24 protein-coding genes are annotated in these 25334 nt (G+C 42.8%); 12 read left to right on the top strand and 12 right to left on the bottom strand.

Going from position 1 to position 25334, the window contains the following annotated elements; genetic code table 11:
* Nucleotides 1-9 precede the first annotated feature (9 nt).
* Nucleotides 10-600, top strand: a complete 591-nt coding sequence (locus AC04MM_RS09315; protein ID WP_475380077.1) for an LON peptidase substrate-binding domain-containing protein — start codon at nt 10-12, stop codon at nt 598-600.
* Here the strand turns inward: AC04MM_RS09315 and AC04MM_RS09310 are convergent, their stop codons facing one another.
* From AC04MM_RS09310 to AC04MM_RS09300, 3 genes are all read right to left on the bottom strand, one after another.
* On the bottom strand, nt 601-1401 hold the full coding sequence (locus tag AC04MM_RS09310; protein ID WP_475380076.1) for a hypothetical protein: 801 nt from the start codon (nt 1399-1401) through the stop codon (nt 601-603).
* An 84-nt stretch (nt 1402-1485) separates the two neighbouring features.
* Entirely contained in the window at nt 1486-2331 is an 846-nt protein-coding gene (locus AC04MM_RS09305) for a COX15/CtaA family protein (RefSeq protein WP_475380075.1), read from the bottom strand.
* A 3-nt stretch (nt 2332-2334) separates the two neighbouring features.
* On the bottom strand, nt 2335-3138 hold the full coding sequence (locus AC04MM_RS09300) for a glycosyltransferase (RefSeq protein ID WP_475380074.1): 804 nt from the start codon (nt 3136-3138) through the stop codon (nt 2335-2337).
* A gap of 67 nt (nt 3139-3205) precedes the next feature.
* Between AC04MM_RS09300 and AC04MM_RS09295 the strand changes: the two genes are divergently transcribed.
* From AC04MM_RS09295 to AC04MM_RS09285, 3 genes are read left to right on the top strand one after another with little or no spacing between them, the layout of a single operon-like run.
* Nucleotides 3206-4510 (top strand): cryptochrome/photolyase family protein, encoded by a 1305-nt coding sequence (locus AC04MM_RS09295; RefSeq protein ID WP_475380073.1) that lies wholly within the window; start codon nt 3206-3208, stop codon nt 4508-4510.
* Entirely contained in the window at nt 4507-5862 is a 1356-nt protein-coding gene (locus AC04MM_RS09290; RefSeq protein WP_475380072.1) for a TIGR01777 family oxidoreductase, read from the top strand. Before AC04MM_RS09295 ends, AC04MM_RS09290 begins: the two co-directional genes overlap by 4 nt.
* Nucleotides 5863-5899: 37 nt before the next feature.
* Nucleotides 5900-6292: a (2Fe-2S)-binding protein gene (locus AC04MM_RS09285; protein ID WP_475380071.1), complete on the top strand. Its 393-nt coding sequence runs from the start codon at nt 5900-5902 to the stop codon at nt 6290-6292.
* On the opposite strand, the gene AC04MM_RS09280 is transcribed toward AC04MM_RS09285, so the two are convergent.
* Nucleotides 6266-7240 carry a DHH family phosphoesterase gene (locus AC04MM_RS09280; RefSeq protein WP_475380070.1) on the bottom strand — a complete coding sequence of 325 codons (975 nt, stop codon included), beginning with the start codon at nt 7238-7240 and terminating at the stop codon, nt 6266-6268. The genes AC04MM_RS09285 and AC04MM_RS09280 overlap by 27 nt on opposite strands.
* 116 nt (nt 7241-7356) lie before the next feature.
* Between AC04MM_RS09280 and greA the strand changes: the two genes are divergently transcribed.
* From greA to AC04MM_RS09240, 8 genes are all read left to right on the top strand, one after another.
* On the top strand, nt 7357-7836 hold the full coding sequence (greA, locus tag AC04MM_RS09275; RefSeq protein ID WP_475380069.1) for a transcription elongation factor GreA: 480 nt from the start codon (nt 7357-7359) through the stop codon (nt 7834-7836).
* A 21-nt stretch (nt 7837-7857) separates the two neighbouring features.
* Nucleotides 7858-9843, top strand: a complete 1986-nt coding sequence (locus AC04MM_RS09270) for a hypothetical protein (protein WP_475380068.1) — start codon at nt 7858-7860, stop codon at nt 9841-9843.
* Nucleotides 9844-9845: 2 nt separating this feature from the next.
* Entirely contained in the window at nt 9846-10595 is a 750-nt protein-coding gene (locus AC04MM_RS09265; RefSeq protein WP_475380067.1) for a glycerophosphodiester phosphodiesterase, read from the top strand.
* A gap of 95 nt (nt 10596-10690) precedes the next feature.
* Nucleotides 10691-12064, top strand: a complete 1374-nt coding sequence (locus AC04MM_RS09260; protein ID WP_475380066.1) for a PulJ/GspJ family protein — start codon at nt 10691-10693, stop codon at nt 12062-12064.
* Between the two features lie 7 nt (nt 12065-12071).
* Nucleotides 12072-13853, top strand: a complete 1782-nt coding sequence (locus AC04MM_RS09255; protein ID WP_475380065.1) for a hypothetical protein — start codon at nt 12072-12074, stop codon at nt 13851-13853.
* A complete protein-coding gene (locus tag AC04MM_RS09250) occupies nt 13843-15513 on the top strand; it encodes a hypothetical protein (protein WP_475380064.1) in 1671 nt (556 codons plus the stop codon). The genes AC04MM_RS09255 and AC04MM_RS09250 overlap by 11 nt, the downstream gene beginning before the upstream one ends.
* On the top strand, nt 15510-15983 hold the full coding sequence (locus tag AC04MM_RS09245; protein WP_475380063.1) for a type IV pilus modification PilV family protein: 474 nt from the start codon (nt 15510-15512) through the stop codon (nt 15981-15983). The genes AC04MM_RS09250 and AC04MM_RS09245 overlap by 4 nt, the downstream gene beginning before the upstream one ends.
* Complete coding sequence (locus AC04MM_RS09240) at nt 15952-16941, top strand: hypothetical protein (protein WP_475380062.1); 990 nt, start codon at nt 15952-15954, stop codon at nt 16939-16941. Before AC04MM_RS09245 ends, AC04MM_RS09240 begins: the two co-directional genes overlap by 32 nt.
* Nucleotides 16942-17031: 90 nt before the next feature.
* On the opposite strand, the gene AC04MM_RS09235 is transcribed toward AC04MM_RS09240, so the two are convergent.
* The 8 genes from AC04MM_RS09235 to sohB all read right to left on the bottom strand — a co-directional run bounded on the left by AC04MM_RS09235 (nt 17032) and on the right by sohB (nt 25234).
* A complete protein-coding gene (locus AC04MM_RS09235; protein ID WP_475380061.1) occupies nt 17032-17271 on the bottom strand; it encodes a twin-arginine translocase TatA/TatE family subunit in 240 nt (79 codons plus the stop codon).
* A 44-nt stretch (nt 17272-17315) separates the two neighbouring features.
* Nucleotides 17316-17807, bottom strand: a complete 492-nt coding sequence (locus tag AC04MM_RS09230) for a hypothetical protein (RefSeq protein WP_475380060.1) — start codon at nt 17805-17807, stop codon at nt 17316-17318.
* 131 nt (nt 17808-17938) lie between these two features.
* Nucleotides 17939-19228 (bottom strand): ABC transporter permease, encoded by a 1290-nt coding sequence (locus AC04MM_RS09225; protein ID WP_475380059.1) that lies wholly within the window; start codon nt 19226-19228, stop codon nt 17939-17941.
* A 12-nt stretch (nt 19229-19240) separates the two neighbouring features.
* A complete protein-coding gene (locus AC04MM_RS09220) occupies nt 19241-20212 on the bottom strand; it encodes an ABC transporter permease (protein WP_475380058.1) in 972 nt (323 codons plus the stop codon).
* A gap of 117 nt (nt 20213-20329) precedes the next feature.
* Complete coding sequence (locus tag AC04MM_RS09215) at nt 20330-22054, bottom strand: peptide ABC transporter substrate-binding protein (RefSeq protein ID WP_475380057.1); 1725 nt, start codon at nt 22052-22054, stop codon at nt 20330-20332.
* An 18-nt stretch (nt 22055-22072) separates the two neighbouring features.
* Nucleotides 22073-23092: an ABC transporter ATP-binding protein gene (locus AC04MM_RS09210; protein WP_475380056.1), complete on the bottom strand. Its 1020-nt coding sequence runs from the start codon at nt 23090-23092 to the stop codon at nt 22073-22075.
* Between the two features lie 9 nt (nt 23093-23101).
* Nucleotides 23102-24082: an ABC transporter ATP-binding protein gene (locus AC04MM_RS09205; protein ID WP_475380055.1), complete on the bottom strand. Its 981-nt coding sequence runs from the start codon at nt 24080-24082 to the stop codon at nt 23102-23104.
* 135 nt (nt 24083-24217) lie between these two features.
* Nucleotides 24218-25234: a protease SohB gene (sohB, locus tag AC04MM_RS09200; protein WP_475380054.1), complete on the bottom strand. Its 1017-nt coding sequence runs from the start codon at nt 25232-25234 to the stop codon at nt 24218-24220.
* Between the last annotated feature and the right edge of the window lie 100 nt (nt 25235-25334).

The following is a 25334-nucleotide window of genomic DNA, read 5'->3' as shown; positions in this document are numbered from 1 at the left end:
TTTAAGCAGATGAAATGTTTTGTTTTTCCGCTCACGCACGCAAATTTATTTCCGCTCACCACAAAGCCGTTAAATATCTTTGAACCGCGTTATTTGCAGATGGTCGAAGATTCACTCGAATCAAAAACACCGATTGCCTTAGCCTATGTGCCTGAAAACGGTGATACCTACCGCTCCATAGCCGGATTTGGCTTGCCGCAGGTCATTGATCAAAGACCCAACGACACGTTGTTAATTTTTTTACCCGGCCAGGGTAAAGTCAGAATTCTGCAAGAAGATACCACTTCGCACGGTAAACCTTATATTATTGCCGAGTGTGAAATCGTCCCTGAAGATTTGCAGGTCGACGAAACCTTAAAACCAAAATACATGACGCTATCAAAGCTATTGGTGCAGTGGGTGCAAAAGCATATTCCCGATGCTGAACAGCGCGAAGTTTTTGTTAGATCACTTAAAGGCCCGCAAGAAATCGTTTCAGCCTTTGCGGCCTACCTGATTCGAGATTACGATTTGCAATACGAAATGATGGAGATCATAAATATCAACGATCAGATCCGTTATTTGTTTCGGTTGTATGAATCAAACGAACTTACGATTTAGTTACTTCAAAATCACATAACGAGCCAGGTTTTCGCCAGAAACAGACAAAAACGTAATAAGCCCGCTTTGAAATTGCGCTTTAAAAAATGGTGCCGCTGGTTTTAAATGTTTGTAGCGTTCGGTGATAAAAAAATCGTAATCGGTAAATCTTTTAAGATCTTCGATGGTTTTTTGTGTTTTTAATCTAAAAGTATAAAAAGTCATTTGTTCGTTACAAAAGCTAAAGGTGAGGTGGCGGTTCTCAGAGCCATCAAAGTGGCAATGATCGACCCAAAGATCACTAACTTCGGCCAAAAAACTGTCGTTGTAGTTTGACTCAAGTGAAAGAAGTCTTACGCAGTGTTGGTTTAAGTTTAAGGTCAGGTTGGTTTTGGTGTGCGTATTTTTAAAGTTGAGCTGCAGACGGCATTTTAACATATTATCGTGTAGAGCTTCGATTGTGACTTTGTCAGAAAAGTAGGTTTTAAAAATTTCAGCTAGTTGCGGAGTGCCGCCCGAAAACCGCATTTCAGATGTGAGCTTTTGTTTTTTTTCGGTTTCGGGGCTGGCTACGACGATGTCAGAAGAAATTTTTAGTTTGGTGGTTTGATGGCCATCCATTAAGTAGAATGAGGCTACAAAGCTGTGTTTTTGTAAATCGTAGGTGTGGCCGCTGATCACGACATGAAATAAATCAATCAGTTGCTGGCGGGTCTTTACAGATTCGAGTTTGTTTTTCCAGACCAGCAGTTGCGGGTCTTCGATGTCGATATTATTTTCTGTGAAAAAAGCAAAACCCGCAGACAACAGTTTTTTAACCATGAATTAAAGGTTAGAGTGGTTATATTTTTTCGCCTACGCGACTAGACTAAAGAGCGCTCCAGAATTACGAAGCAGCGCCATGCTTTAGTTTGGCTGTGCTGTTTTCCAGTTTACACCTAGAAAACGCGCCCATAATAAGTGCGCTAAACCTAAGTGGGCAATTTTTAAGGCGACCGGGCTTAAAGTGACCAAGGTGATTACGCCGATGAACATAGCCGCTAAAATCTCCAGCGCAAAGCGGGTTTGGTTTTTTATATAAAGCCAAATCATAAAGCCGGTCATAATTGTTGTGGCTAATAAGGGGTGTATGATTCGAAGTTTAATAAAAATATGCGAATCTTTACTGAAATCATCAATAATACCCTGAAGCAGTGAGATACTCGGAAAGAGTGTAACCGATAGGGCTGCAATGGCGCCAGTGACCGAAACCAGTAAAAATAAGATAAGTATTTTTGACGGCTTAAAAGTAAACGCGGGATCGATGGCTTTAAAAAGTAGATAGGTTACCCCGGTCAGTAAAAAGCTGTTTAACTGGTGCGCAATCATAAAAGTAAGGCGCAAATAAGAATCATTGATGGTCACAAGGCTTAGTTTAACCAATAGTGCGCCGATCAGGGCTTCGATGATCATTAAAACCAGCAGCCAAATGTTAAGTTTACGCACGAGATCTCTGCCGTGTTTACGCAGCTTAAAGAAAATATAAAAAACGATCAGCCCGTAAGCGCCGGTCATTAAGCGGTGAAAATATTCAATAAAAGTTTTTTTCTGGGTCAGATCGGGGATGAGTTCGGCCTGACATAAGGGCCAGTGATCACCGCAGCCGTCACCCGAATGCGAAATGCGCACCCACGCTCCCCAGAAAATAACGATCAAAGTGTAAAACCAAAAAATACCGAGCCATTTCTGTGTCTTTTTTTCTTGCGGGGTCATGAGTTAATCTTTCGCTAAACGGTGATTATTAAAAATACTTAAAGCTTTGCGGTAATCGGCACGGCTGTATTTGATGATATCGGGGATATAGTTAAAATAAAAACGCAGTGAGGTAAGTTTGTTTTTAGTCATACAGCGGCCGCGGTTACGTTGAAAAAGTTCGTACGTGTAAAAGCGGTCTTTGTGGCAAGTTTTACCGATTTTGTGGCGAAACACAGTGGTCTCATCATAGCCGACGGCCAGATTTTGCTGATGGGCACGTAAGCTAAAATCGACATCTTCCCAATAAGTATGAAAACGTTCGTCAAAGCCTTTAAGTTTGCTGAAAGTCTGCTGGTTAATCCAAAACGCCGTGCCCGGAACATAAGTGATATCACGTTTGTTGTGGTCAGATAATTTTTTTAGGTGCTTTAATCTTCCGGTACGGGGATTAAGAGCGCCCATCACCGAATCAATTTCTTCTGAATTGCGGCGTAAAAGCTTAACCGAGCAGAAATGGGCAGGCGCTTGCTCGGGCAGGGTGATGGCTTCGGTGTCATTGGTTAAAAAGAGCACTGCTTTAAAATGCTTAAGGGCTTCGCGAATCGCGAAATTAGCGCCGCCGGAGTAGCCTCTATTTTCAGCTAAAATGATATGAGTGATTTGGGGAAACTGGGTTTTAAGGCTGGCAATATGTTTTTCTAGGCTTCCATTGTGAGTCAAAAATATGTTTTCAGGATTTGCAAACTGCAGGACGCTGTTAACGCACTTTGCAGTTAACTCTGGGTGGTTAAAAGATAGGATCGAAATCCCATAGGGCTTTGACATGACCTTTTTTTAGACTTGAAGCGGAAAAAGTTCAAATAGAAGTTTTTAACGTGTTAGGCTATTGCTGATGAATACAACATATACCTTGTTTTGGTTTAGACGGGATTTACGGTTATTTGACAATGCTGGGCTTTTTAATGCCCTAAAACATGAAACAAACGTTTTACCGGTATTTATTTTCGACACCGAGATTTTAAATAAACTGCCTGAATATGATTTGCGGGTGCAATTTATTCATCAAACGTTGGCTGAACTTAAAGACAGCTTACAGAAAAAAAAGAGTGATTTAATCATCGAACAGGGATCACCGGTTGATGTGTTTAAAAAGCTTTTAGAAAAATACCCGGTTAAAGCGATTTACACCAACCACGATTACGAGCCCTATGCCAGGGCGCGCGATGAAAAAATCGCTAAGCTCTGCGCCAAAGAGAAAATCGAGTTTAAGACTTTTAAAGATCAGACTATTTTTGAAAAAAATGAAATCGTCACCGATCAGGGAAATCCGTACACGGTCTATACGCCGTACAAGAAAAAATGGTTTAATTCCCTTTCAGAATTCTATCTTAAATCATATCCGGTAGATCTGTATGAAAGCAATTACGCAAAAGTAAAACCATCAACGATGCCCAGTTTGGCCAGCCTTGGTTTTAAAGAGCAGAAATTTATTTATCCATCTCCTGAAGTGACCTCAGCGATTTTAAAAAATTATGAAAAAACCCGTGATATACCAAGCCTTACAAAAGGCACCAGCCGTTTGGGCTTACATTTACGCTTCGGCACGGTTTCTATCCGCGAGCTAGCGCGAGAGAGTAAAAAACTTTCGCAAGTGTACTTAAGTGAGCTTGCGTGGCGGGATTTTTTTATGCAGGTGCTGTGGCATTTTCCGCATGTCGAAAAGAGCAGTTTCAGGCCGCAGTACGATCAGGTGGCCTGGCGAAAAAACAAAATTGAATTTGAAGCCTGGCAAAACGGTGAGACCGGATACCCGTTAGTGGATGCCGGCATGCGCGAGCTTAATACCACTGGGCATATGCATAACCGTGTGCGCATGGTGACGGCTTCGTTTTTATGTAAGCATTTACTGCATTATTGGTATGATGGTGAGCGCTATTTCGCTGAAAAGCTACTGGATTATGATCTGTCAGCCAATAACGGTAACTGGCAATGGGCCGCAGGTACTGGCTGTGATGCGGCACCGTATTTTAGAATCTTTAATCCGCAATCGCAGATCGAACGCTTTGATGCTAAGTTTGAGTATGTAAAAAAATGGGTGCCGGAATTTGACACGCCAAAATATGTTAAACCAATCGTCGAGCATAAATTTGCTCGTGAACGTGCGCTGGCCGCATTTAAAGAGGGCTTAAAAAAATGAAAATCCTAATCACTGGAGCCACAGGACATGTGGGTAATTATGTTGGACGCAGATTAGTACAACTTGGTCACGACATTTCGGTTATCACCAGATCGAAAGAAAAAGCGTTAAGCTACCTGGAGTTTCCGGCTGAGATTATTGAGCATGATCTGGTTCATCACGTATTGCCTGAAAACAAACTGGCAGGCATTGAAGCGATCATCCACTTAATGGGTGAAACCGTAGACGGCCGCTGGACCAAAGAGAAAAAAGATAGAATCTTAGAATCGCGTGCAAAAAGCAGCGAACACTTGTTAAAACATTTACCTGATTCAGTAAAAGTGATTATCTCGGCCTCGGCGCAGGGGATTTACGGTGATCACAAATCTCATGTGGTGACCGAAAACTCAAAGCTAGGGCATGATTTCTTAGCCGAAGTCTGCAAACAGTGGGAAGAGCCCTTTAAGCACGTGAAAAAAACTATCCGTACCGTGCAGTTACGTATTTCGTTAGTGTTAGATCCACAATCAGGTGTATTGCGTAAGATGATCCCGCTGTTTCAGCGCGGTTTAGGCGGCACATTAGGCTCTGGCAAGCAGTATATGAGCTGGATTGCCATCGAAGATTTAACCGAGATTATCGTTCATAGTTTAACTGATGAAAACTACCATGGGCCGATTAACTGCGCGACCGATAATCCGGTCACCAACGCCGAATGGACCAAGCTATTAGCCAAACAGCTTAATGCGCTGCCATCGCCACCGGTGCCGTCATTTGCCTTAAGAATGGCGATCGGTGAGTTTGCCGACTCAGTGCTGGCCTCTATCCAGATAGCGCCAGAAAAGCTGACTGCAAATAAGTTTAAATTCAAATATCCAAAGTTAAAAGACTACTTTGCCTATGCCCTTGAACCCTATAAAAACGGGCAGTATTTTTTCAGTGTCAAACAATATGTTCCTCGCGATATTGATACAGTTTTTAAGTTTTTTTCAGATGCAAAAAATCTCGAAGAAATCACGCCGCCGTTTTTAAATTTTGCAATCAGTAAAATGTCAACCAAGGCCATTCACAAAGGCACGCTGATTGACTATAAGCTAAAACTAAAAGGCATTCCGATGAAATGGCGTACGTTAATTTCTGAGTGGAATCCGCCGCATGCTTTTGTTGATACGCAACTTGAAGGTCCCTACCAGGTTTGGCATCACACCCACCGCTTTGAAAAGTTAGGTGAAGGTACACTTTTATCTGATGAAGTTAAGTATAAACTGCCTTTGGGTTTCTTAGGGCAGATGATGGCCTCGTCTTTCGTCCAGAGCGATGTTGAAAAGATCTTCAAATTTCGTCGCGAAGTGATACAAAAGCTAAAAATGTGATTCATCTTTGCAAAGAAACGGCCGAAACTAGAGCTATATGGTTTTTGCCGAGATTCCTTACAAAGCTCGTATTGAGCTTAAAGACAAACAGATCACTGTCCGTGGTTCGAAAGAGCTGCTGGATAAGGTTAATGCGTTAAAAGCGCAGTTTGGTACTGATCCGCACAAATGGCCGCAGCAACGGGTGGCTTCAGGTGAGGATATTCTTATTAATGAGTTTATCTTAAAGGCGAATTTTGAATTTAAATTTTGCTATAATCATGAAGAGCTTTGTCACTGCAGAAACGTGCCGACTGAGAAAGTATTTACCTCGATTAAAAATGACTGTTTTAAAGTCGACGACGTATCGCGCACAACCATGGCCGGCACCGGCTGTGGCAGTTGTAAAAAAGATATCGATGATTTAATCGAACAGTTTAAGAAGTCTTAATTCGTTATTAATCTTTTCTTCGATCGAAGAGATGTTATCTGATTTTAACCAGGTCCCCGCAGAACTTTTATGCCCGCCACCGCCTAAACGTGTCGCCACAAGGTAGGCATAATCATTTAAAGCCGAACGAAAGCTCACTTTGTATTCGTCCTGCGATGCCTGTCGGATAAAGTAGGCAAATTTAACTGTTGGGATCAACGTAAACATATCAACGATATCATTTACATCATCGCCGTGAAGTTGGTATTTTTCTAACTGTTTTAAGGTGACCGTAAGGCCTACGGTTTTATGATTGCCAGAGTATTTGGCCGATTTAATCAGCTCGGCTAAAAATTGCATTTTTTCCGGTGTCCAGTGGGCAAAAAGCGCACGCTGGATTTTTTCGGTGTTGATCTGATGCCCGGCAAGCTCGGCAGCGATCGAGTGAGAGCGGGCCGAGTTGCGCACCAGCTTAAACGCCTGGGTATCAAAGGTTAACGAAGAATAAAGTGCGGAAGCGATGAAGTCATTAATAGGAACGTTTAAGGTTTTAATAATATCAAAGACGATCTCGCCGGTCGAAGCTGCGTCTAAATTCATGATGCGGAAAATAAGCGGGTGTGGCTTTGAGTGTTCTACGTGATGGTCGATAAATAAAACTTTGCAGTTGTTATCCAAGCTGTTCTGAAAAAGCGGGTTACAAAGATCGCCGTGATTGGTGTCTAAAATAATCAACAAATCAGCATCGATAGCTTCAGGGTTGTTGCAGATATCGACATTTTCAAGCATGTACGAATAACGTTTCGGAACCTCATCGACCGGTACAAACCAAACCTGCTTGTCTAAATTTTTAAGGGCCCCGTACAGTGCGGCCAAAGAGCCGATGCCATCGCCATCAGAATTTCTATGTGTGGTCAGTAAGATTTTTTGGGCTTGCAGGATGACATCAATTTGGGATTCGATAAGCATAGGGTATATGTTAATATGACGCGACGTAGCCTGTCCCCTGTAGTTTGTTAAAGTTAAACATTTTTGGTATAAAATAAGACTTTTGAATAGGGATCACTTAAGAAGCAGGTATAATTATGGCAGATTCAGTATTACCAATGACAATTCGTGGAAAACAATTACTTGAAGCAGAGCTTAAAAAGCTGATGTTTGAAGAGCGTCCTGCCGTAATTAAAGCCATCGAAGAGGCCCGCGCCCAGGGTGATATTTCGGAAAATGCCGAGTACGAATCAGCCAAAGAGCGTCAAGGGATGATCGAAGGCCGTATTGGTGAAATTCAAGGCAAATTAGCTGGTGCTGAGTTTATTGATCCTTCGCAGATCAAATCTGACCGTGTGGTCTTTGGTGCGACCGTTGTTATTCTTGATCAAGAAACTGAAGAAGAGTCGACATACCAGATTGTTGGTGTTGATGAATCTGACGTAAAAAACGGCATGATTTCTATCCTGTCGCCGATTGCACGTGCGATGATCGGCAAAAAAGCCGGTGAAGCTTTTACTGTGCAGTCTCCTAAAGGCGATAAAGATTACGAAGTTGTTTCCTTTAAATTCGTATAATTCTGTTCTACAATTTAGCCCATGAAAAGAGCGGTCGTCGATCAAGCGGGTTTAAGGGTCGTAATCATAGGGATAATCCTATCGCTATTTATCGGGCTTATTTTTAAATCGCAGATCAGAGCATCGGTCGTTAAAGCCAAACTCCAGCAATCTCTCGTAAGGCTGCAAAAAGACATCAATATTGATTTTGAATCGGTCGAAGTTCGTTTAAGCGAATGGGGGCTGCCGCGTCCGGTGATCGTGATTCGGGGCGTGCGTATCAGTCCGCTTAAAGCGGCCTGCCAAGAAAACCAGGTTTTTATCGAAACCCTTTCGTTTCCGCTAAGTTTTAATTTAATTTTTGCCAAAGAAAAAGTGATTTCGACTTTGCATATTTCACTGATGGAAGTGCGTACGAAGAACACGCGTATGTGTTTTTCGAAAACTCCGGCGGTTGAAGGCGCGGTGGCAAACCGTGTGGTCTTGGCTGCTGATAAACCGGTCGCGGCAAGCGTATCTGCAGACGCAGCTAAACCCGTTTCAACTGCTGCCGAGGTAAAAACCGCTGCTATTGAAAAGTTACGAAATTTTAAATCGCATTTAAACGAAGTCAAAATTGACCGCTTGCGCGTAATTGCTGTGGATAAGATGAACACTGCGGTTGATTTTAATGCGGTTCAGGTTTCGTTTAAATATGAACAAAATAAACTAAACGAACTTAACGTCGGTGGACAGTTGTTGGCTTTTAAAGAAGCCGACAAAAGTTATTACCTGCTTAAATCTGATATCAAGTTTTTAGTAAAGCTAGAAGATAAAGCCAACGTTTCGGCCGAGCTTAAGGGCCTGGTCATGGATCGTCCGTTTCAACTGAAAATCAGACAAGACTTACAGAAAAACAGTATTCAATTTTTAGGCGAGTTAAGCGGTATTTCACTTAAGGCGATTAATTATATTGTCAAAGCCGAGCGGCCAAATACGGAAGTCTACGATTTTTTGACCGGATCTTCGATGAGCGGCTATCTTACCGGCGAATATTTTATCGATGACCGTCATTATGAAATTGATATTAAAGATATTAAAATTTTAGCCGGAAACGGTGTGGCTGAAATCAACGAAATTTTTGTCTTTGGCAAAATAGATGCAAAGGCGCAAATCAGACCGTTTGATATGCAGCTGTCACATATTGAGCTGACTAAGATTTTAAACCATAAAGCGTTCGACAATATCCGGCCGAGTATCCAGAATGCCGGGTCTATTTCGGGATTGATCCAGTTTGCTGGAGCTGATCAAGTTAAGGTTAAAGCCCTTATCGAAAAAACCAGTTTCGTTTTTTCGAATAAAGGTGAGCGTGTATTTCAGACTTTTGATAGTTTTAACTTTCACGCCACTCTTGATAGCAAAAAGTTGAGCCTTAACATCAACGAATTTATTCTGGATTCACAGAAGATCCAGGGGTTTGTAAAGTACTCGCACCAACATGAATCCGGTGATAAAGCGCTGGCGGTTGACTTAGAAGGCCATCTGTTAAAGCCTGAAACGGTTAAATTATTTACCGGTGCTGAGAGCAATCCGGAAATTAAACTGTTATTTGCTACCGATTTAAAGAATAACCTTAAAGGCAGTGCAAGTATTGATAAGTTAAATATCCACCAGCTCGAGATGACCAAGTTTAATTTGGACTACGAAAAAAATCTGTTACTTAAGAGCGAAATTTATAATTTAAAAACTGCTGGTTTAACGGTTAAAGAATCTAACGTTGCACAAACCAAACATTTAAATGTCCTGTTTGAGAAGATCTTTCCGAAACCGGCTGTGAGTTTTAATCAAAGCCGCATGGTTATCCAGAAAGACGGGCTGGGTAAGATCAGTTTTAATATCCGTGCTGATCATAAAAATAAGCCCGAATTTAACTTAAGCGGCGAGTATATACCTTCAGGCAAACAGCTTATGGCCAAGGGAGCGTTTAAAAACTCTGGCTTTACCTTAACTGGGGCGATGGATGTTTTAGTCGTAACGCCAAATAAGTAGTTATGATGTTTTTGAAATACTTTTACAATGCCAATATTGAATCCGTTAAGCCGCCGAAGCTGCAGTGTCACCGCGGATACTGGATCGAGGGACTTCCGCAGAATTCTTTAGCGTCGATTAAAAAAGCTTATGAGCTTGGCTATGGGATGTCTGAGTTTGATATTCGCATCACCAAAGACGGCGAAGTGATTTTGTTTCATGATGATGTGATCGGAAACAGAAAAATTTCGGATCTGACTTTGGCTGAAGTTAATGCCTTGCACCCGGTAGATGGTTTTCAATCGGTTTTAGAGTGGTTTAAGACGACTGCACCTGGCAGTTTTTATTTAAATATTGAGATAAAATCCAGATTTAAAATCAATCGCAGCTTAGAAACAAAAGTGTTACAGCTTATTCTGAAGTACAACGTGCAGGAGCGGGTGCTGATTTCTAGCTTTAACCCACTTTCGCTGTATTATTTCAGACGTCATTACCCAAGGCTTACCCGAGCGCTTTTACTTACCTACAGTGCAGATGCGGGTAACAACAGCGTTCTGCGCAGTCAGGTTTTAAACCTGTTAGCCCGCCCGCATCTACTGCACTTAGATGAAAGCAACTGGTCGCCTCAGCGCTTTAATTCTCTGTTGCAAAGGGGGATCCCTGTGGTTTTATGGACCTGTAACGACCCAGAAAAGGTAAAAAAATATTTTCTTCAGGGGGTCTTTGGGGTTATCAGCGATAAGTTAAAGCCATCTGACCTATTAAAAATGTAACTTCGTTTCAAGCTGATACATCTTAAATCTTCTGTTTACCAACTAAGGTCTTAATAAATCCGTGTTTTCTGCCGATAAAATTGACGGGGGATATCGTGTTCAAAGCGAAACCATCGTGTTTTATTTTTCTTAGTAAAAATAAGGGTTTTACTCTTGTCGAAACTATGATTTCGGTAGGCGTTATGTCTATTATTTTAGCCGGTATCGCGACCGCCGTCGTAAGCACTGTTAAAGAAGGCGAAATCGAAGCAAAAGATTCAATGAACTCGATGGAAGATCTGATGGTGCAAACAGCCCAGCAGGATTATCTGACCCGCGCTGCTCCTTCGTATTATTTTTTACATGTTCCGATCCGTTCATTCTGCGGAAGTTCAGCAAAGATTCCGTGCCTGCGTCAGCTTGATCCGGCAACCGGGGCATTGACTGAAGTGAACTCGTCTCCGGGAATCCCGAATTCGATTGATTTTTACAAAGATACCAGTGGTGAAATGAAAAAGACCAAGCTTCCGGGGATGTCGGCTGCCGGCGCCGTGAATGATGCTGTTCACATGATGATGGGTGCCAATATTGATGTCAGTCGTTTAACAGCGCAGCGTAAAACTTCGTTTGTATATGCAAGCTGGCCGCTCACGGATGAATACTCTGAAGCACTGCCTATTTTAGTCCGTAAAAAAGACGCGGCGATGTTGTCACATATAAAACAATTCGGAGCATCTTATGAAAATGCCGCACCGAAAGGAATTTCTTTTTATAACGTATCTTTAACTCCGGCTAAAGCGCAAAAATTGGTTAAAGATCTGAAAGATTCTTTGGTGGTGGCCTATAACATCAACCGTCCTAACCAATTTGTGTTGCAAAAAGTTACCGACATTATGAATTGTCCGCAGGATGCAACTACAAAAAATCTGTGTAAACAGGCGGGGATGTTAATATCTGACCTTGCCACGCCGGGGTTAGAAGCTGCGGGATTTGCCAATACGATGGTAGTTAAAACTGATGATGTGCCGATTTCTTCAAGCTTTACCGCAAACGCGGCACCGGGCTCCCGCCAACATTTAACCAGTAAGTATATTCCGACTTCAAAATCTGTATTAGTGCAAGGTAACTGGTTTGCGGGCACCAACACTTCTAATGATTATTTATTTCCGCGTAAGTCTTTTTCGCTTTATGACGATCGGCCCATGCTTCAGGGGGATTTGGATTTTTCTCCGGTAGATGTTAAGCGTATTCAGCATTACATGAATGCCAATGGCTCAGACGCATCCATTGTATTGCTTCCGGTTGATCTTGGTTACATTAAACTTAAAGAGAGCAAACAGTTTAAAGACAAATTCGATCTTGTGGTTGAGTCTGCCAGCCATGAAGTGATCGTGCTTGTACCTTCGATTAAGCTAAAAACCGATGCTGATACCCATGTTTATGTTAATCGTAAGCTGGGAACCGGTATGATTGAAATTTTTATTAAGTGAGGATGATATGAAACAAATCGTTCTACATATATTTATGGTGTTAAGTCTTATGACCCTGGTGTTGGCAGAAACTGCCATGGCTGGCGGGTTTAAGAAAAAATCCAAAGTTATCTTAAGTGGTAACTTGCTGGCCAACTCACAAGTAGTGCCGGTGGGCGGACAGGCAAAAACGGTCATGGCCGGTGGTGCCGGAAAATTCCGTTTTCAAAGCACGATGTACTGCGGGGATGGCGACGTGGCCCACTACGCTGAACAGAATCCAACCACAGAGTTTTATCCATCAACAGATCCCGACACGAATATCATCGTCGGTTACTGGATGAGCCCGGCAGGTGGGGCAATTGATTTATCGCCGTCTAAATTTTTCTCAATTGGTTATGTGACCGATGCCAAGATTGATTCTGATGTGACAGAGCGCTTGCTTGCGGTTAACTTTTCAGATCAGCCGCGCCGCCAGACTTTTGCATTGATTAAAGAAGCTATGCAGGATGCAGCCTCTATTGCTGAAGCGGCAACATCAGCTAATATTTCTGGTTTGGCATCAACAAATTATAATATGAAATTCGTGGCTATGGCCTGTCCTACGTTTAAAAATACGTCAGGGATCGGTGGCACGAGCGGGATGAATAATTTAAAGATTAACCGTCAGTTTATCTCAGGATTAAATCTTGTCGGCACAACTAATCTAAAAGACTACATGCACGACAGTATGATTGAAGCCAATGGGTCGATCAGTAAAACACGTTTTAACGTTAACACGGCCGGCAGTGGTAACCCGTCAAAATCAATTGAGCTGCAGTTTACCGGCTCGGGCAGTGAATCTTTATCTTTTGAGTTAGTAAATTTAATCAATGATCTGGCTTCAGCGTCAAAACCTCCGGTACACGTAAGTACCGTTGCGGTACTTACGCCATCGGCGTCAGGTCCGGTGCCGATGACCTGTAATTGTGACCGCTTAAGCTACTCGGCGGATTTGGCGTCGCTGAAAGCAAGATTTGAAAACTTTAAAAACAGATTTAACCAGGCCCAGGCCAATAAAAGTATCTGTGATGCAAGTCCTGGTATTAACTTTACCGCGACTGATTACCCGTGGGAAATTTACCGCACGAATGCCGCATGTCAGATGTATCATAAAGTTATTGCCGAGGAGATCGCCAATTTTGAAGCAGCGATCAATGATCTATTTGCCAACGCTGATACCAATAAAAATGCTTGTACCAGCGTAAGCCCAACATCGGTTTACCCAAGTTGCCCGGCTTCGTTGAATTTAACAAACATCAGCGACAATGAATACCGCCAGCGTAAAGTGCAGGTAAATAAAAAACTTTTAAAAATTGCCGGTACCCCGAATGCAATTCAGGTCGCTCAGGATCGCTTAAAGTCGCTGATTGCCAGCAACCCTGCAGTGTATGCGTTAAACCAAGGGGCGTGCTTTCCGCTAACCGCAGGCAGTGGTGAATTCGTGAAATACATCGGTTCATCGGTTGGTATCAACATTGATCCAGATCCTGATGTGGCGGGATCGTTACTTTTAACAATTGATAAAGCGCCAGTTGTGCATCCAGAGCCGTTCTTTGCGATCGGTGGCGATGCGCCTTACTTGACTCCATCAGGAAATTCACTGGCGGTATTTAATAACGCAAACGGAGATGCAAAGTTTAACTCTTCGTTTAAAGTATCATTAGGTATGAGTAGCTTTGTGACCGCAACAACTGGAACAGCCAATGCGACATTTAAGATCCGTTCGATAGGCTGTTCGCAAAACGTATATTGTTATAATGGCAGATAATAGATTCAGACATTCACTGATAAACAACAACAACGGTTCCATGGTCGTCATGATGATGATGGGCGTTGTTGTTATGATGGCCATTGCGGGGATGATCTATTACGTAAAAAACTCAACCGACGCATTATCGTTTATCATCGCCAAAGGAACGAGCCGTTCGATGACCGAAGAAGTGATCGGAAATATCCTTGAGGTTTATTCGCAACCGCTCGTGGGATCAACCTGCGATAACCAGCTGGTTACAGCCGCAACTAATTTTCGCGATTTAACTAATGATAATCCAGCTCCATTTACCTGGGATACGAATCCTTCAAATTCTTCACCTCAGCCGGCTGTAAGTGCGAGAGCGTGTTTGATTAACAGCCAATTGGCCGCGCAACTTGAGCGGGTGGTTCTGACAATTACGCCGCTGCCAACTTCTGACGATCTTATGGGAACCCGCCGTGAACTGCGGATCGAGATTAAATTGCAGAAGAAAAATGCAGTCGCCTCACAGGCGGTGATTAGGCACTATTCGTTAAGTTTATTAAGTTTAGACCGCTACGGTAGTATTGTGCATACAAGTGGTTTGAACGCCTTTAATATTGATTCATCGAGCAAGGTGTATTTCGATGCGCACGTTTTGCATTCAAATAAAGCCACACCATGGAATGTGAATAAACTGGTGACCTATAGCGGATCCTCTCCGCAAGTCGTTTTCAAACAAAGTGTTTTTACGCTGGCAAGGCAGATTGCAGTTGGCTCAACGATGGAACTTCCGAAGTTTAATTCAGTATTTGAAAAGGGTGTTATCACCGGACACCTGCAGAAGGCGCTGCACTTTCCAACGACCTACAGTGCCTATAACTGGACTCAACCGATTGATTATCAGTACGTCTATGAAAACTCAGGCGGCGTGCAGGATTTAAGCCCGCTGCCTCGGCTTAATTCTCCGCGCGTTTCAACGAATTCTGACGGACATAGGTATAATTCAGGGCTGGCGAATGTAACTTCTTTTCCGCATCCCTCCATCGTGACTAAGCTTGCGCATACCTGCCAGATTGGAATATCTGGAAGTGCCATTTCAAAGATCATGGTGCTTTACCGAGCCGATGCCGAAGTAACGCTCGATTTTTCTGCGGACTCTGACCCGCTTAAATTTTGCGGTATGATGAAAGTGCAAAAGTTGCATGTAAAATTGCAGTCAGGAAAGACCCATTATCTTTTTGGTAAATTCTACTTCGATGAAATCAGAGTAAGCGGTGGTGGAATCCTGCATATCGTTGACCCTGAGCTTGATACAACCCTTACAGAAAATTACGATGCGGTCATAAATATGACTGAACTTCGCCGCGAAATGAAAACCTTAGAGGTTTACATCGGCAATCCGTTCTATCAGCCGATTATCAATGACTTAAGTGTTGCCCACCCGAACTACGGCCATAAAATGCCGGCGGATTGGTTTTCAGGAGCCGTGCAGACTGATTTGACGGGCGCACAGATTGCGCCAGCCAGTGAGGCCTGTGATTCTGCGTTTCCGAATGATTACTGCTGGCCAACCTTTATGCGTAGTTACCGCCGCCATATAGAGGCGAGTGGATTTCCGAATATCAGTATTTTATTCAGGGCCTCAAGCCCGCATAACCGCACATTAATCTTTCACGTCATGAGGACTTTATGATTCTTAAAAATAATAAAGGCTTCTCATTAGTTGAAGCAATGATGATGGGTGGTATCGGATTTTTAATTATCGGTGCCGCAGTTTCTGGTATCACCTGGATTAAAAGCAGCTTCCAGCGCTTATCAAAGCGCACGGTTGCTGTCGAGATTGTCAGTTCTTTTTCACAAAACCTGCAGGATCAGTTTTCTCGTTATCCGAATATCGTGGTGAGTGGATCTCCTGCGACGTACGTTCTGTGTTTTGATGCCTCAATCCGGCCGGCTAAAAATACGACTGGTGATATGGAGCCGGTGATTAAGGTTTTTAATGATACGACAATTAAGAAAAACAGCGGTTTATGTACGATAAGCGGTTATGAGATACATCTCACATCAACGGCGGTCGTAAATCAGTTCCGCCTGGTCGTCATCGGCGTAAACAACAACTTGGGACCTATCTATGATGAAACGATTACAGTTTTTAGACAGTGACGGCATAGTTCATCTTCTGCTGTTTGGCCTGTTTTCGATTTTGGCCTTAGGCAGTCTTTATTTGTTTAATCAATTAAATCAGGACTACACCATTAAATCTTCCGAGCAGGATGTGCGCTGGCTGCTGATATTATTTTCTTACCCGCATTTTATCGCCAGTTATTTTTGGTTTTATAAAAATGAAAGCTTACGTCAGGAAAGCCGCTTTGTCGGCCTGTATCTGCCGGCGATTATCGTGTTGATTCTGGTGTTGGTGTTTACCCTGCAGATTTCAACTTTGCAGCAAGCTCTGCTGATTTGCGGCTGGATACTGTTGTTCTGGCATTTTGCCAAACAAAGCTATGGCTGTTCGGTGTTTCTGGGTAAAAGCGGGTTTCCTCAAGTCAGCAAATCTCTCTTACTTAACAGCTATTTGTGTCTGGCCGGTTTTGGTTTTTTAAATATCCAGCGTCAAGATGCGCAGATTCTGCTTTTTAAAAGCTATGTGAAAGTTTTTAAAGTGCCGGAGTACTTTTCGTTGGCACTGTTAGTTTTTGCCTGGCTGTTGTTTGCAGGTTTTGTGTGGAGTTATCTAAAGCACAGCGAAAGTAAAAAAAGATTGTTCTATATTGTTATCCCGTGGATTGCGAATTTGATGTGGTTTTCGTGGTGGGCGATCGAGAGTTTTTTTGCGTTGATTCCTATTTTTCACGCACTTCAGTACTGGCCATTTGTGTTGCAGGGGATTTCGCGTTTGCAGCAGCAAACTAAAGACTTTGCACGGGCAACGTTTGGTATATTCGCACTCTCAACCCTGTTTTTTGTCGGTATTCCGTACTTTATGATCCAGTGGTGGCCAAGCTTGGGTGCAACTCTAGTCACCGGCATATTTATTTTTCTAAACTTGCACCATTTCTTCATCGACTCGGTAGGGTGGAGATTAAGCCGCGAATCCCTACGAAAAATTCTTTTTTCTTGAACACGGTTTTAGAAATAAAAAAAGGCGAGTGTTAACTCGCCCTTTAGAAAAAAGGTCTGCCGAAGGCAGATCAAAACCAGAAAACAACTCTTAAGAGTTATTTTGATTTTGTTTTTGGTTTTGTGCTTGATTTACACCCTGTTGATTTTGATTTAATTGTTGCTGTGGAGATACGTCTTTTGCGTCGGTATCGATCTCGTTTAGGCCCTGTTTGAAACCTTTAATTGCTTTACCTAACGATTGGCCTAAAGCTGGTAAACGGCTTGGTCCAAAGAAGATCAATAAGATTAAAGATAAGATCAGAATATGTGAAAGGCTAAACTCACCCACGGTAGCTCCTTTGTAAGAAATTGCTTTCTATTTAGGAGTCCAGATTACTCTTGTTCGGCGGGTATTTCAACAATTTCAATCGATGATGCGTCTGTATTGTTGCTAAGATCGCCCTTTACCTGGTCTTTAGGTGTATCTTTAGGCATTGTTTCTGAGTTCATAGGAAGCTCACGCGCCCCAGAAGATCGTCTGATATAACCCTCGTTAGAAGGTTTATTGTTTTGTTTTTCGATATTGTCGTCTGAACTTAACGCTGTGGGCGCCGGGGATTTGGCCATTTCTCCTTTTGAGATCTTTTTTAGCTTAGCATCCATACGCTTTTTTAGAGCGGCTAGTTCGGTTTCGTATTCGTTACGCACTTCTTTGATCTGTGACTGTTTGTTTTCAGTTACGCAGGTATTATAGGTTTCTGCCGCGATTTCTTTAGCCTTGTTACGGCACATTAATTCAAAGGATGTACCGGTCGCCGCCATTGATGAATTTGAAACGCTTAACATTCCTAATAAAAATACTGTTGGTAAAGCTGTGCTTTTCATAAAACTATTCCCCATTAAATCTATTCAATAAAAGGGTATTACAATCCACAGGCCAGCCGGGAGCAAAAATAAAGGGCTCTGAGTGAGCCCTGTAGGTAAAATATTACATTGTTGTCGCGAGAATAGACGTGCTAGCGGCGAACCGTTTTAGGATCGATCGCATCTTGTAGACCATCCCCTAAGAAGTTAAAGCTTACAACCACAAGGAAAATAAGTACTCCCGGTAGAATCGCTAAGAACGGTGCCTGATAGATTAACTCCTGGGCATTAAATAACATATTGCCCCAGCTAGGCATCGGTGGCTGGATACCTAAACCTAAATATGACAGCGCCGCTTCGAAAAGAATTGAATCGCCCACACCCAAAGTTACCGAGACCAATAGCGGCGCAATTACATTTGGGAACATATGGCGCACAATAATTGTTAGATCTGTCGCCCCTAAGGTTTTAGAGGCCAAGATAAACTCGCGCTCGCGTAACGATAAAATGGCGCCACGGATTAAGCGCGCCACGGTCATCCACGAGAACAGACAAAGAATGAACACTAATTTGTAGATCGATTCTTTACCGCCCGAAAAGATGTTATTCACAATCTCTTGGGTAAAATTACCTGCGGCAGTGCCGAACCAGTTGTTGGCGACATTGACTAAACCACCTAATACTTTTTTAAGATCAATAGCAGCGATCACGACTAACACCGGTAAGATCGGTAACGATAATAACGAGTCAGTGACACGCATCAAAACGGTATCGATAAAGCCGCCGTAGTAACCAGCTAACGATCCGATAATCAGACCGATGATGGCCGAAGCTAAAGCTACTAAAATACCAACGCCAATGGAAACGCGAGTTCCATAAACCAGACGCATTAAAACATCGCGGCCTAATTCGTCGGTACCGAATAGGTGAAAGCTGGAAAAGCCATTAACCATTTTAATTAGCTGGTCTTTTTTAGCTGTATCTAAAGACTGCATGGTTTCGATGGCTTTAGATTTTTCTAAATTTACCCAGTCATACATTGCATCTTCAGGACGGACCGGTTGCACCAGGTTTTTTGCTAGCAGCTGTTCTTGGATTTGAGCTGCATCAGCTGGATTTGCCTGGATAAAGGCCTGCACCTGGCTTTCGCGTACATCCTGCGAAGCCACAACTTTTGAAAACGGTGGTTTGTAACGGTTAAATACGTTTTGTGAATCTGAATCTGTGCCTGTCGCCCATTCTATAGCCGGGGCAAATAAAGCCACTAATATAAAGAATAAAATCGTGTAGGCACCAAAAACTGCTGCTTTATGTTCTTTAAACTGTGAGTAAACAATCTGAAAAAACGTTTGCGACGTTTCAATAGCTTTTAAATTCGCAGTCATTGTCGGCGGCGTGTTCGGAGCTTCTTGTACTGGTTTGGTTGTTTCAACTTCGCTCATGTATATTCCTTATTACTTGTACGAGATTCTCGGGTCAGCGGCGCCGTATAATAAATCGGCGACAAGGTTCATAATAAGTACCATGGCAATTGAGATGATAAATGAAATCATCGCCACATTAAAGTCATTGCCAATGATTGAGGTATAAATCAAACGGCCCACACCAGGGTAAGCAAATAACGATTCAGTGATAAGCGCGCCCGAGAACACTGATGAAAAGCTGATGGCAACGATAGTGATCAACGGGATCAGTGCATTTCTAAAACCGTGTTTCCAGATTACAACTTTTTCAGACATTCCTTTGGCACGTGCTGTACGGATGAAGTCATTGCGCATAGCTTCGACCATGGCAGATCTTGCAAAGCGCGAAAAGCGTCCGATTGACTGAACTGATAGTGAAAGAATCGGTAAAATTAAATATTTGGCTTTATCCAACACTTCAGAAAACCAGCTGTCGTAGTGCATACCGGTAGTCTGATAGCCGCCGGCCGGTAACCAGCCAAGACCTACAGAGAAAATAATAATTAAAACGATACCTAAGAAGAACGATGGAATCGAAATTCCGCCGAAATTAAAAATATTAACAAGGTAATCGACCTTGGAGTTCGGTTTCAAAGCGCAGTAAATGCCCAGTGGAATCCCGACTAAAATAGCAAAGAGAAGCGAACCCATTGATAATATAAAGGTCGCTTTTAAAGATGGTCCCATCATCTCGGTTACGGGAATACGGTAGGTACGAGAGTAACCTAAATCGCCTTTGGCGATTTCAGAAACCCAGTTAAAGTAACGAACATAAGTAGGTTGGTCTAACCCATAAAACGCTCTTAAACGAACAACGTCTTCTTGAGTGATTTTAGGATTTGCCGAAATCATTAACTCAATCGGGTCGCCAGGCATTAACGTCATTAAACTGAAGCAAACGTAAGATAAAATTACGATTACCATCAATGTCTGCACCAAACGTCTAAGAATATATGTAGTCATCGTTTAAGGTTCCTCAAAAAAACAAAAATAACTTTTAACACAAAAGGAGCGCGCTAGCGCTCCCTTCAGGATAAGGTCAGCCGAAGGCTGATCAAATAAAGAAGCTTAAGGGTCTCTTTATTCTAAGTTCCAAAGCTCAACTACGTTTGTCTCTGGGAACTGGTGACCCGTAAGACGGTAGCCTTTAAGCTGCGTTGGAATAACAGCTACATCTGAACGGTAGTATAACGGTAATACCGGAACTTCCTCAGTGTAAGCTTTTAATACTTCGTGAATCATCTCAACGCGCTTTTCGTGTTTCATTTCAGTATCTAAAGCTTCTAAAGTTTTATCTACTTGTGGGTTTGACCAGCCCATGTAGTTTTGGCCAGACCAACCGTTTTTAGCAGATGGAATATTTTTAGACGAGAAAGTTGATTTTGGAGTGTTCTCAGGTGAAGAAACCCACGCAAATAACGCCATTGAATCAAACGCACGTTTTTTAGTGGTTTCACCGAAGAATACACGCGCTGGTTCGTTCTTAGCTTGAACTTCGATACCAACTTGTTTCCATTGGTTTTGAAGATAAACCTGAACTAATTCACGCGTTTTGTTACCAGCAGTTGTCATCACTGTGAAAGACAGACGTTTGCCATCTTTAACGCGGATGCCATCTGGACCTGGTTTCCAGCCAGCTTCATCTAATAAACGCTCAGCTTCGCGTTTGTTGTATTTGTAAAGAGTAACTTTAGCCGGATCAGCAGTAAACCATGGGTCACGCGGAGTGATTGAGTGGATGGCCGGTTGTTGTTTACCTTCAAATAGCGCGTTTACCAGATCTTCTTTGTTGATCGCATAGTTTAAAGCTTTGCGAACGCGAACATCTTTTAAAAACGGGTTATCTAAGTTTAAGTCGATGTGCTCATACACAGTCGATGGCTGGAATAAAACCTGGAAGTTTAAGTTTTCAGCTTTAACTTTTTTCTCGAAAGCAAGTGCCTGATCTAAAGCTAAACCTAGAGTAGAAATTAAATCAATCGTACCAGAACGTAAGTTCGCCTCTAAAGTACCAGTGTTAGGGATTAGTTTTACGATGATTTTTTTGATGTTTGGTTGGGTGCCGTAGAATTTAGGGTTTGGCACAAACGTAACGTGATCACCTAACTGGATCTCAGAGATAACGTATGGACCGTTGTATAAACCAACATTTGTAGGCTCTTTAGAGTACAACGAGTTCTTCTCGTAACCTTCTTTTTGTGAGCCGTATTTTTTAAATACTGCTTCTTCTAAAGATTTTGGTACCGGATAGAACGTACCAAGCATATAGAAATCCCATTTTGCTTTATCGTATGTGAATAAGCATTTTTTAGGGTTTTTATCTAAGTTCTCGATTTTTTCAATTTGTGTGTAAACTTCTTTTTCACCAACACCGACGTTTGGAGAAGAAGCGATCTTAACGGCTAATGCGAAATCGTCGCAAGTTACTGGTTGGCCGTCGCCCCATACTGCATTGTCTAAGATTTCCCAAGTTGCCTGGATTTTTTCTTTGCCGCCAAGTTTAACAACTTTAGCGCCGCCGTTTTCAAGAGTCGGGATAGATTTCGCTAATTGCGGAACCCATTTACCGTCAGCATCAATCACCACCAGAGTTCTGTTCACCATACGTTGCATGTATGTTGTTGCCAACATCGATGCGATTAATGGATTAAAATTCTCGAACTCCTGAGAGATACCGATTTTTAATTCGTTGTTTGTTAATTTCGCCGCTCCTTGGGCTTGTACGTCGCCGCCTTGACCAGCGTCTTTTTTAGTACAAGCAGCAACCAGCATGGCTACTACTAAAAGTTTCGATAAATTTTTCATAAATCTCCTTGCGCGCGGTTAGCGCGACAACTCCTTTTGTGTTGTTGAATTTAACTTATAATGACATGCAGCTTGGTGGCTTACTTCCCCAGTAAGCTCTGGGCGTTCCGTTACACATTTATCCTGTTTATAAGGACAGCGTGGGTGGAACGTACAACCCGACGGCGGATTAATCGGCGAAGGAATTTCTCCGGTTAAGATTTTTGCCATCTTTTTCTTACCTGTCCCGATTGAAGGAATTGATCCTAATAAAGCGTGCGTGTACGGGTGGTGTGGGTTTTTGAATAATTCTTCGCGCGTGGTGATTTCGACAATGCGGCCTAAATACATGACCGCTACGCGGTCACAAACGTGCTCGATCACTGATAAATCATGCGAAATAAAAATATAGGTTAAACCTAAACGCTCTTGTAAATCCTTTAGTAGATTTAAGATCTGCGCCTGAATCGAAACATCTAATGCAGAAACCGGTTCGTCACAGATAATAAGTTTTGGATCAAGTGCAATCGCACGCGCAATCGAGATACGCTGGCGTTGGCCGCCAGAGAATTCATGCGGGTAACGGTTGATGTGTGACGGGCGTAAACCTACCAGTTCTAATAACTGTTTTACGCGTGCCTCACGTTCTTTCGGGCCTAAGATGTTGTGAATCACGAAAGGTTGTTCGATGATCTGACCTACGGTCATACGCGGGTCTAAAGAAGCATACGGATCCTGGAAGATCATCTGAATATCTTTACGGGCCGAACGTAATTCACGACCGGAAGCATCCAAGAAATTCTTTTGTTCGAATTCAATCTGGCCAGAAGTAGGTTCGTATAAGCGGATTAGTGTTCTGCCTAAGGTTGATTTTCCGCAACCTGATTCGCCAACTAAACCTAGCGTTTCACCTTTGCGGACAGTGAGGCTTACATCATCAACAGCTTTAACATCGCCAACATGACGTAAAAAGAAACCTTTTTTAATAGGAAAATATTTTTTAATATTTTTTGCGACTAAAATGTTTTCTGAGTCGGAATTTTTAGCGTGCTCACTCATTTTAATCTCCTAGTTTGGCATTGGGTTAAAGCACGCAACTGATTGTTCGCGGCCTGAAGAGTTTTTAAACGCCGTCATCGGCGGTTTGTTTGACCAGCATTCAGTTTTAACACGTGAACAGCGGGTCGCAAACGGGCAGCCGGCCGGTAATTCGTGCGGCGCCGGCACCGAGCCTTCGATGGTTTTTAAACGTTTTGTATGGGTTCCGATGCGCGGGCGCGATTCGATAAGTGCCGCTGTGTACGGGTGGCGCGGGCTGGTTAATACGTCTTGGGTATTGCCTTTTTCGCACATTTGTCCGCCGTACATCACCAGGACGTTATCAGAAACTTCAGAAATCACTCCTAAGTCATGTGTGATGAATTGCACCGACATGTTAAATTTTTCTTGTAAGCTTTGAAATAGCTCTAAGATCTGCGCCTGGATGGTTACATCCAGCGCTGTTGTTGGCTCGTCGGCGATCAATAATGTCGGATTGCAAGATAAGGCCATCGCAATCATGGCACGTTGGCGCATACCGCCCGAAAGGTGGTGTGGGTAAGCGGCGTAACGGTCAGCAGGTGACGGAATGCCGACTAACTGTAACATTTCAATCGCACGGTCACGTGAATCTTTGGCGCTTAGTTTTAAATGTTTTTGGATCTGTTCATCCATTTGGTAGCCGATAGTTAATACCGGATTAAGTGCGGTCATTGGTTCCTGGAAGATCATCGCCATTTTGCCGCCGCGGATGCTTTCCATTTGGCTTGGCGTTTGTTTGACCAGATCCACGCCTTGTAAAACGGCTGAACCGTGCGTGATTTTTCCTGGTGTAGCTACTAATTGCATTAATGAAAATGAAGTGACTGATTTGCCACACCCAGATTCGCCAACAATACCCAAAGTTTCGCCACGGCCGATATCGTAAGAGATGCGGTTAACAGCGCGGAACGGCCCTGTTTTTAAATAAAATGTAGTTTCTAGATCACGAACTTTTAAAACCGGTTCCAATGTTTCATTCCCTCAATTCGATAAGCTTAAAAATCCCACTGGCGGGATTTTTTCACTGTGCCTTTAGTACCCGAACTCTAGTTATAAATAAAGCTGCCATCCCTATGATGCGCAGCGATATTGGTTGTTTGTTGATTAGAGGTTTTGCTTTTTTGCCGATAACTGACTGACCAGTTTGTCAATTGTTAAAGAAACACTTTTACTTAAAGCATCTGATAACTTATCTGACAGGGTCGGTTTTTTCTCGCATGAAATTTTTAAAACCTTGTGAGTTTTGGTCTTGTTTAAGATGTAATCATCACTGGTTTGGATCTTGTCGACCAAATTCAGATCAAGAGCGGTTTGCCCGTACCAGTATTCACCGGTAGCTACTTTATCCATGTTGAGCTGCGGGCGGAATTTGCCGACAAAGCCTTTGAATAACAGGTGTGTAATCTCTAATTGTTCACGGAATTTAGCTTCGCCTTTTTCGGTAATTTCGCCAAAAATGCTTACCGTGCGCTTAAAATCACCGGCCGTATATTCTTTAAAATCCACATCATGCTTTTTAAGCAGGCGGTTGAAGTTCGGAACCTGAGCGACAACGCCGATCGATCCGATAATGGCAAACGGTGAGGCAATGATCTGATGGGCTACGCAGGACATCAGGTAGCCGCCAGAGGCCGCAACTTTGTCGACACAAACAGTAACGCTTAGGCCTGCCTCGCGAAGGCGTAAAATCTGAGCTGCCGCCAAGCCGTAGCCGTGCACCACGCCGCCCGGGCTTTCAATACGTAGAATAACTTCGTCACCTTGTTTGGCCACAGCCAACACGGCATTGATTTCTTCTTTAAGGTGATCAACGGCAGAAGCTTCGATATCGCCTTTAAGGAAGTCGAGCAAATAACTGAATTGTTTTGGAGATTTTTCTTCGTCTTTAGCTTCTTTTTTAAGGCGCTTTTTCTCTTTTTTTAGCTCGGCATCATTCAAGATGATTGAATTTAAAGCTTCTTTTTGGTCTTCGATCTTGTCGTTGATGATTTCGACTTCGAAAGTTTTACCCATTTTATTTTTAACTGCGGCTGCAGCGATGGTTAAAATAACAGCTACAATCGCCAAAACGATAATCAGTGTTTGTCCGAAGAATAAACCTAATTGTTGAAGAATCTCCATAACATCCCTTTCATTTGTTTTAAAGGTGCCAAAAACTTACTGTAAAACTGCGGCAAGATAAAGACAAAAGTCGGGAATTGAGGAGTTTTTCCCAAAAGAT

The organism is Bdellovibrio sp. SBM16, assembly GCF_056175625.1.
The sequence above is the reverse complement of the archived record's forward strand: the minus strand, read 5'-3'. Positions and strand labels throughout refer to the sequence as shown.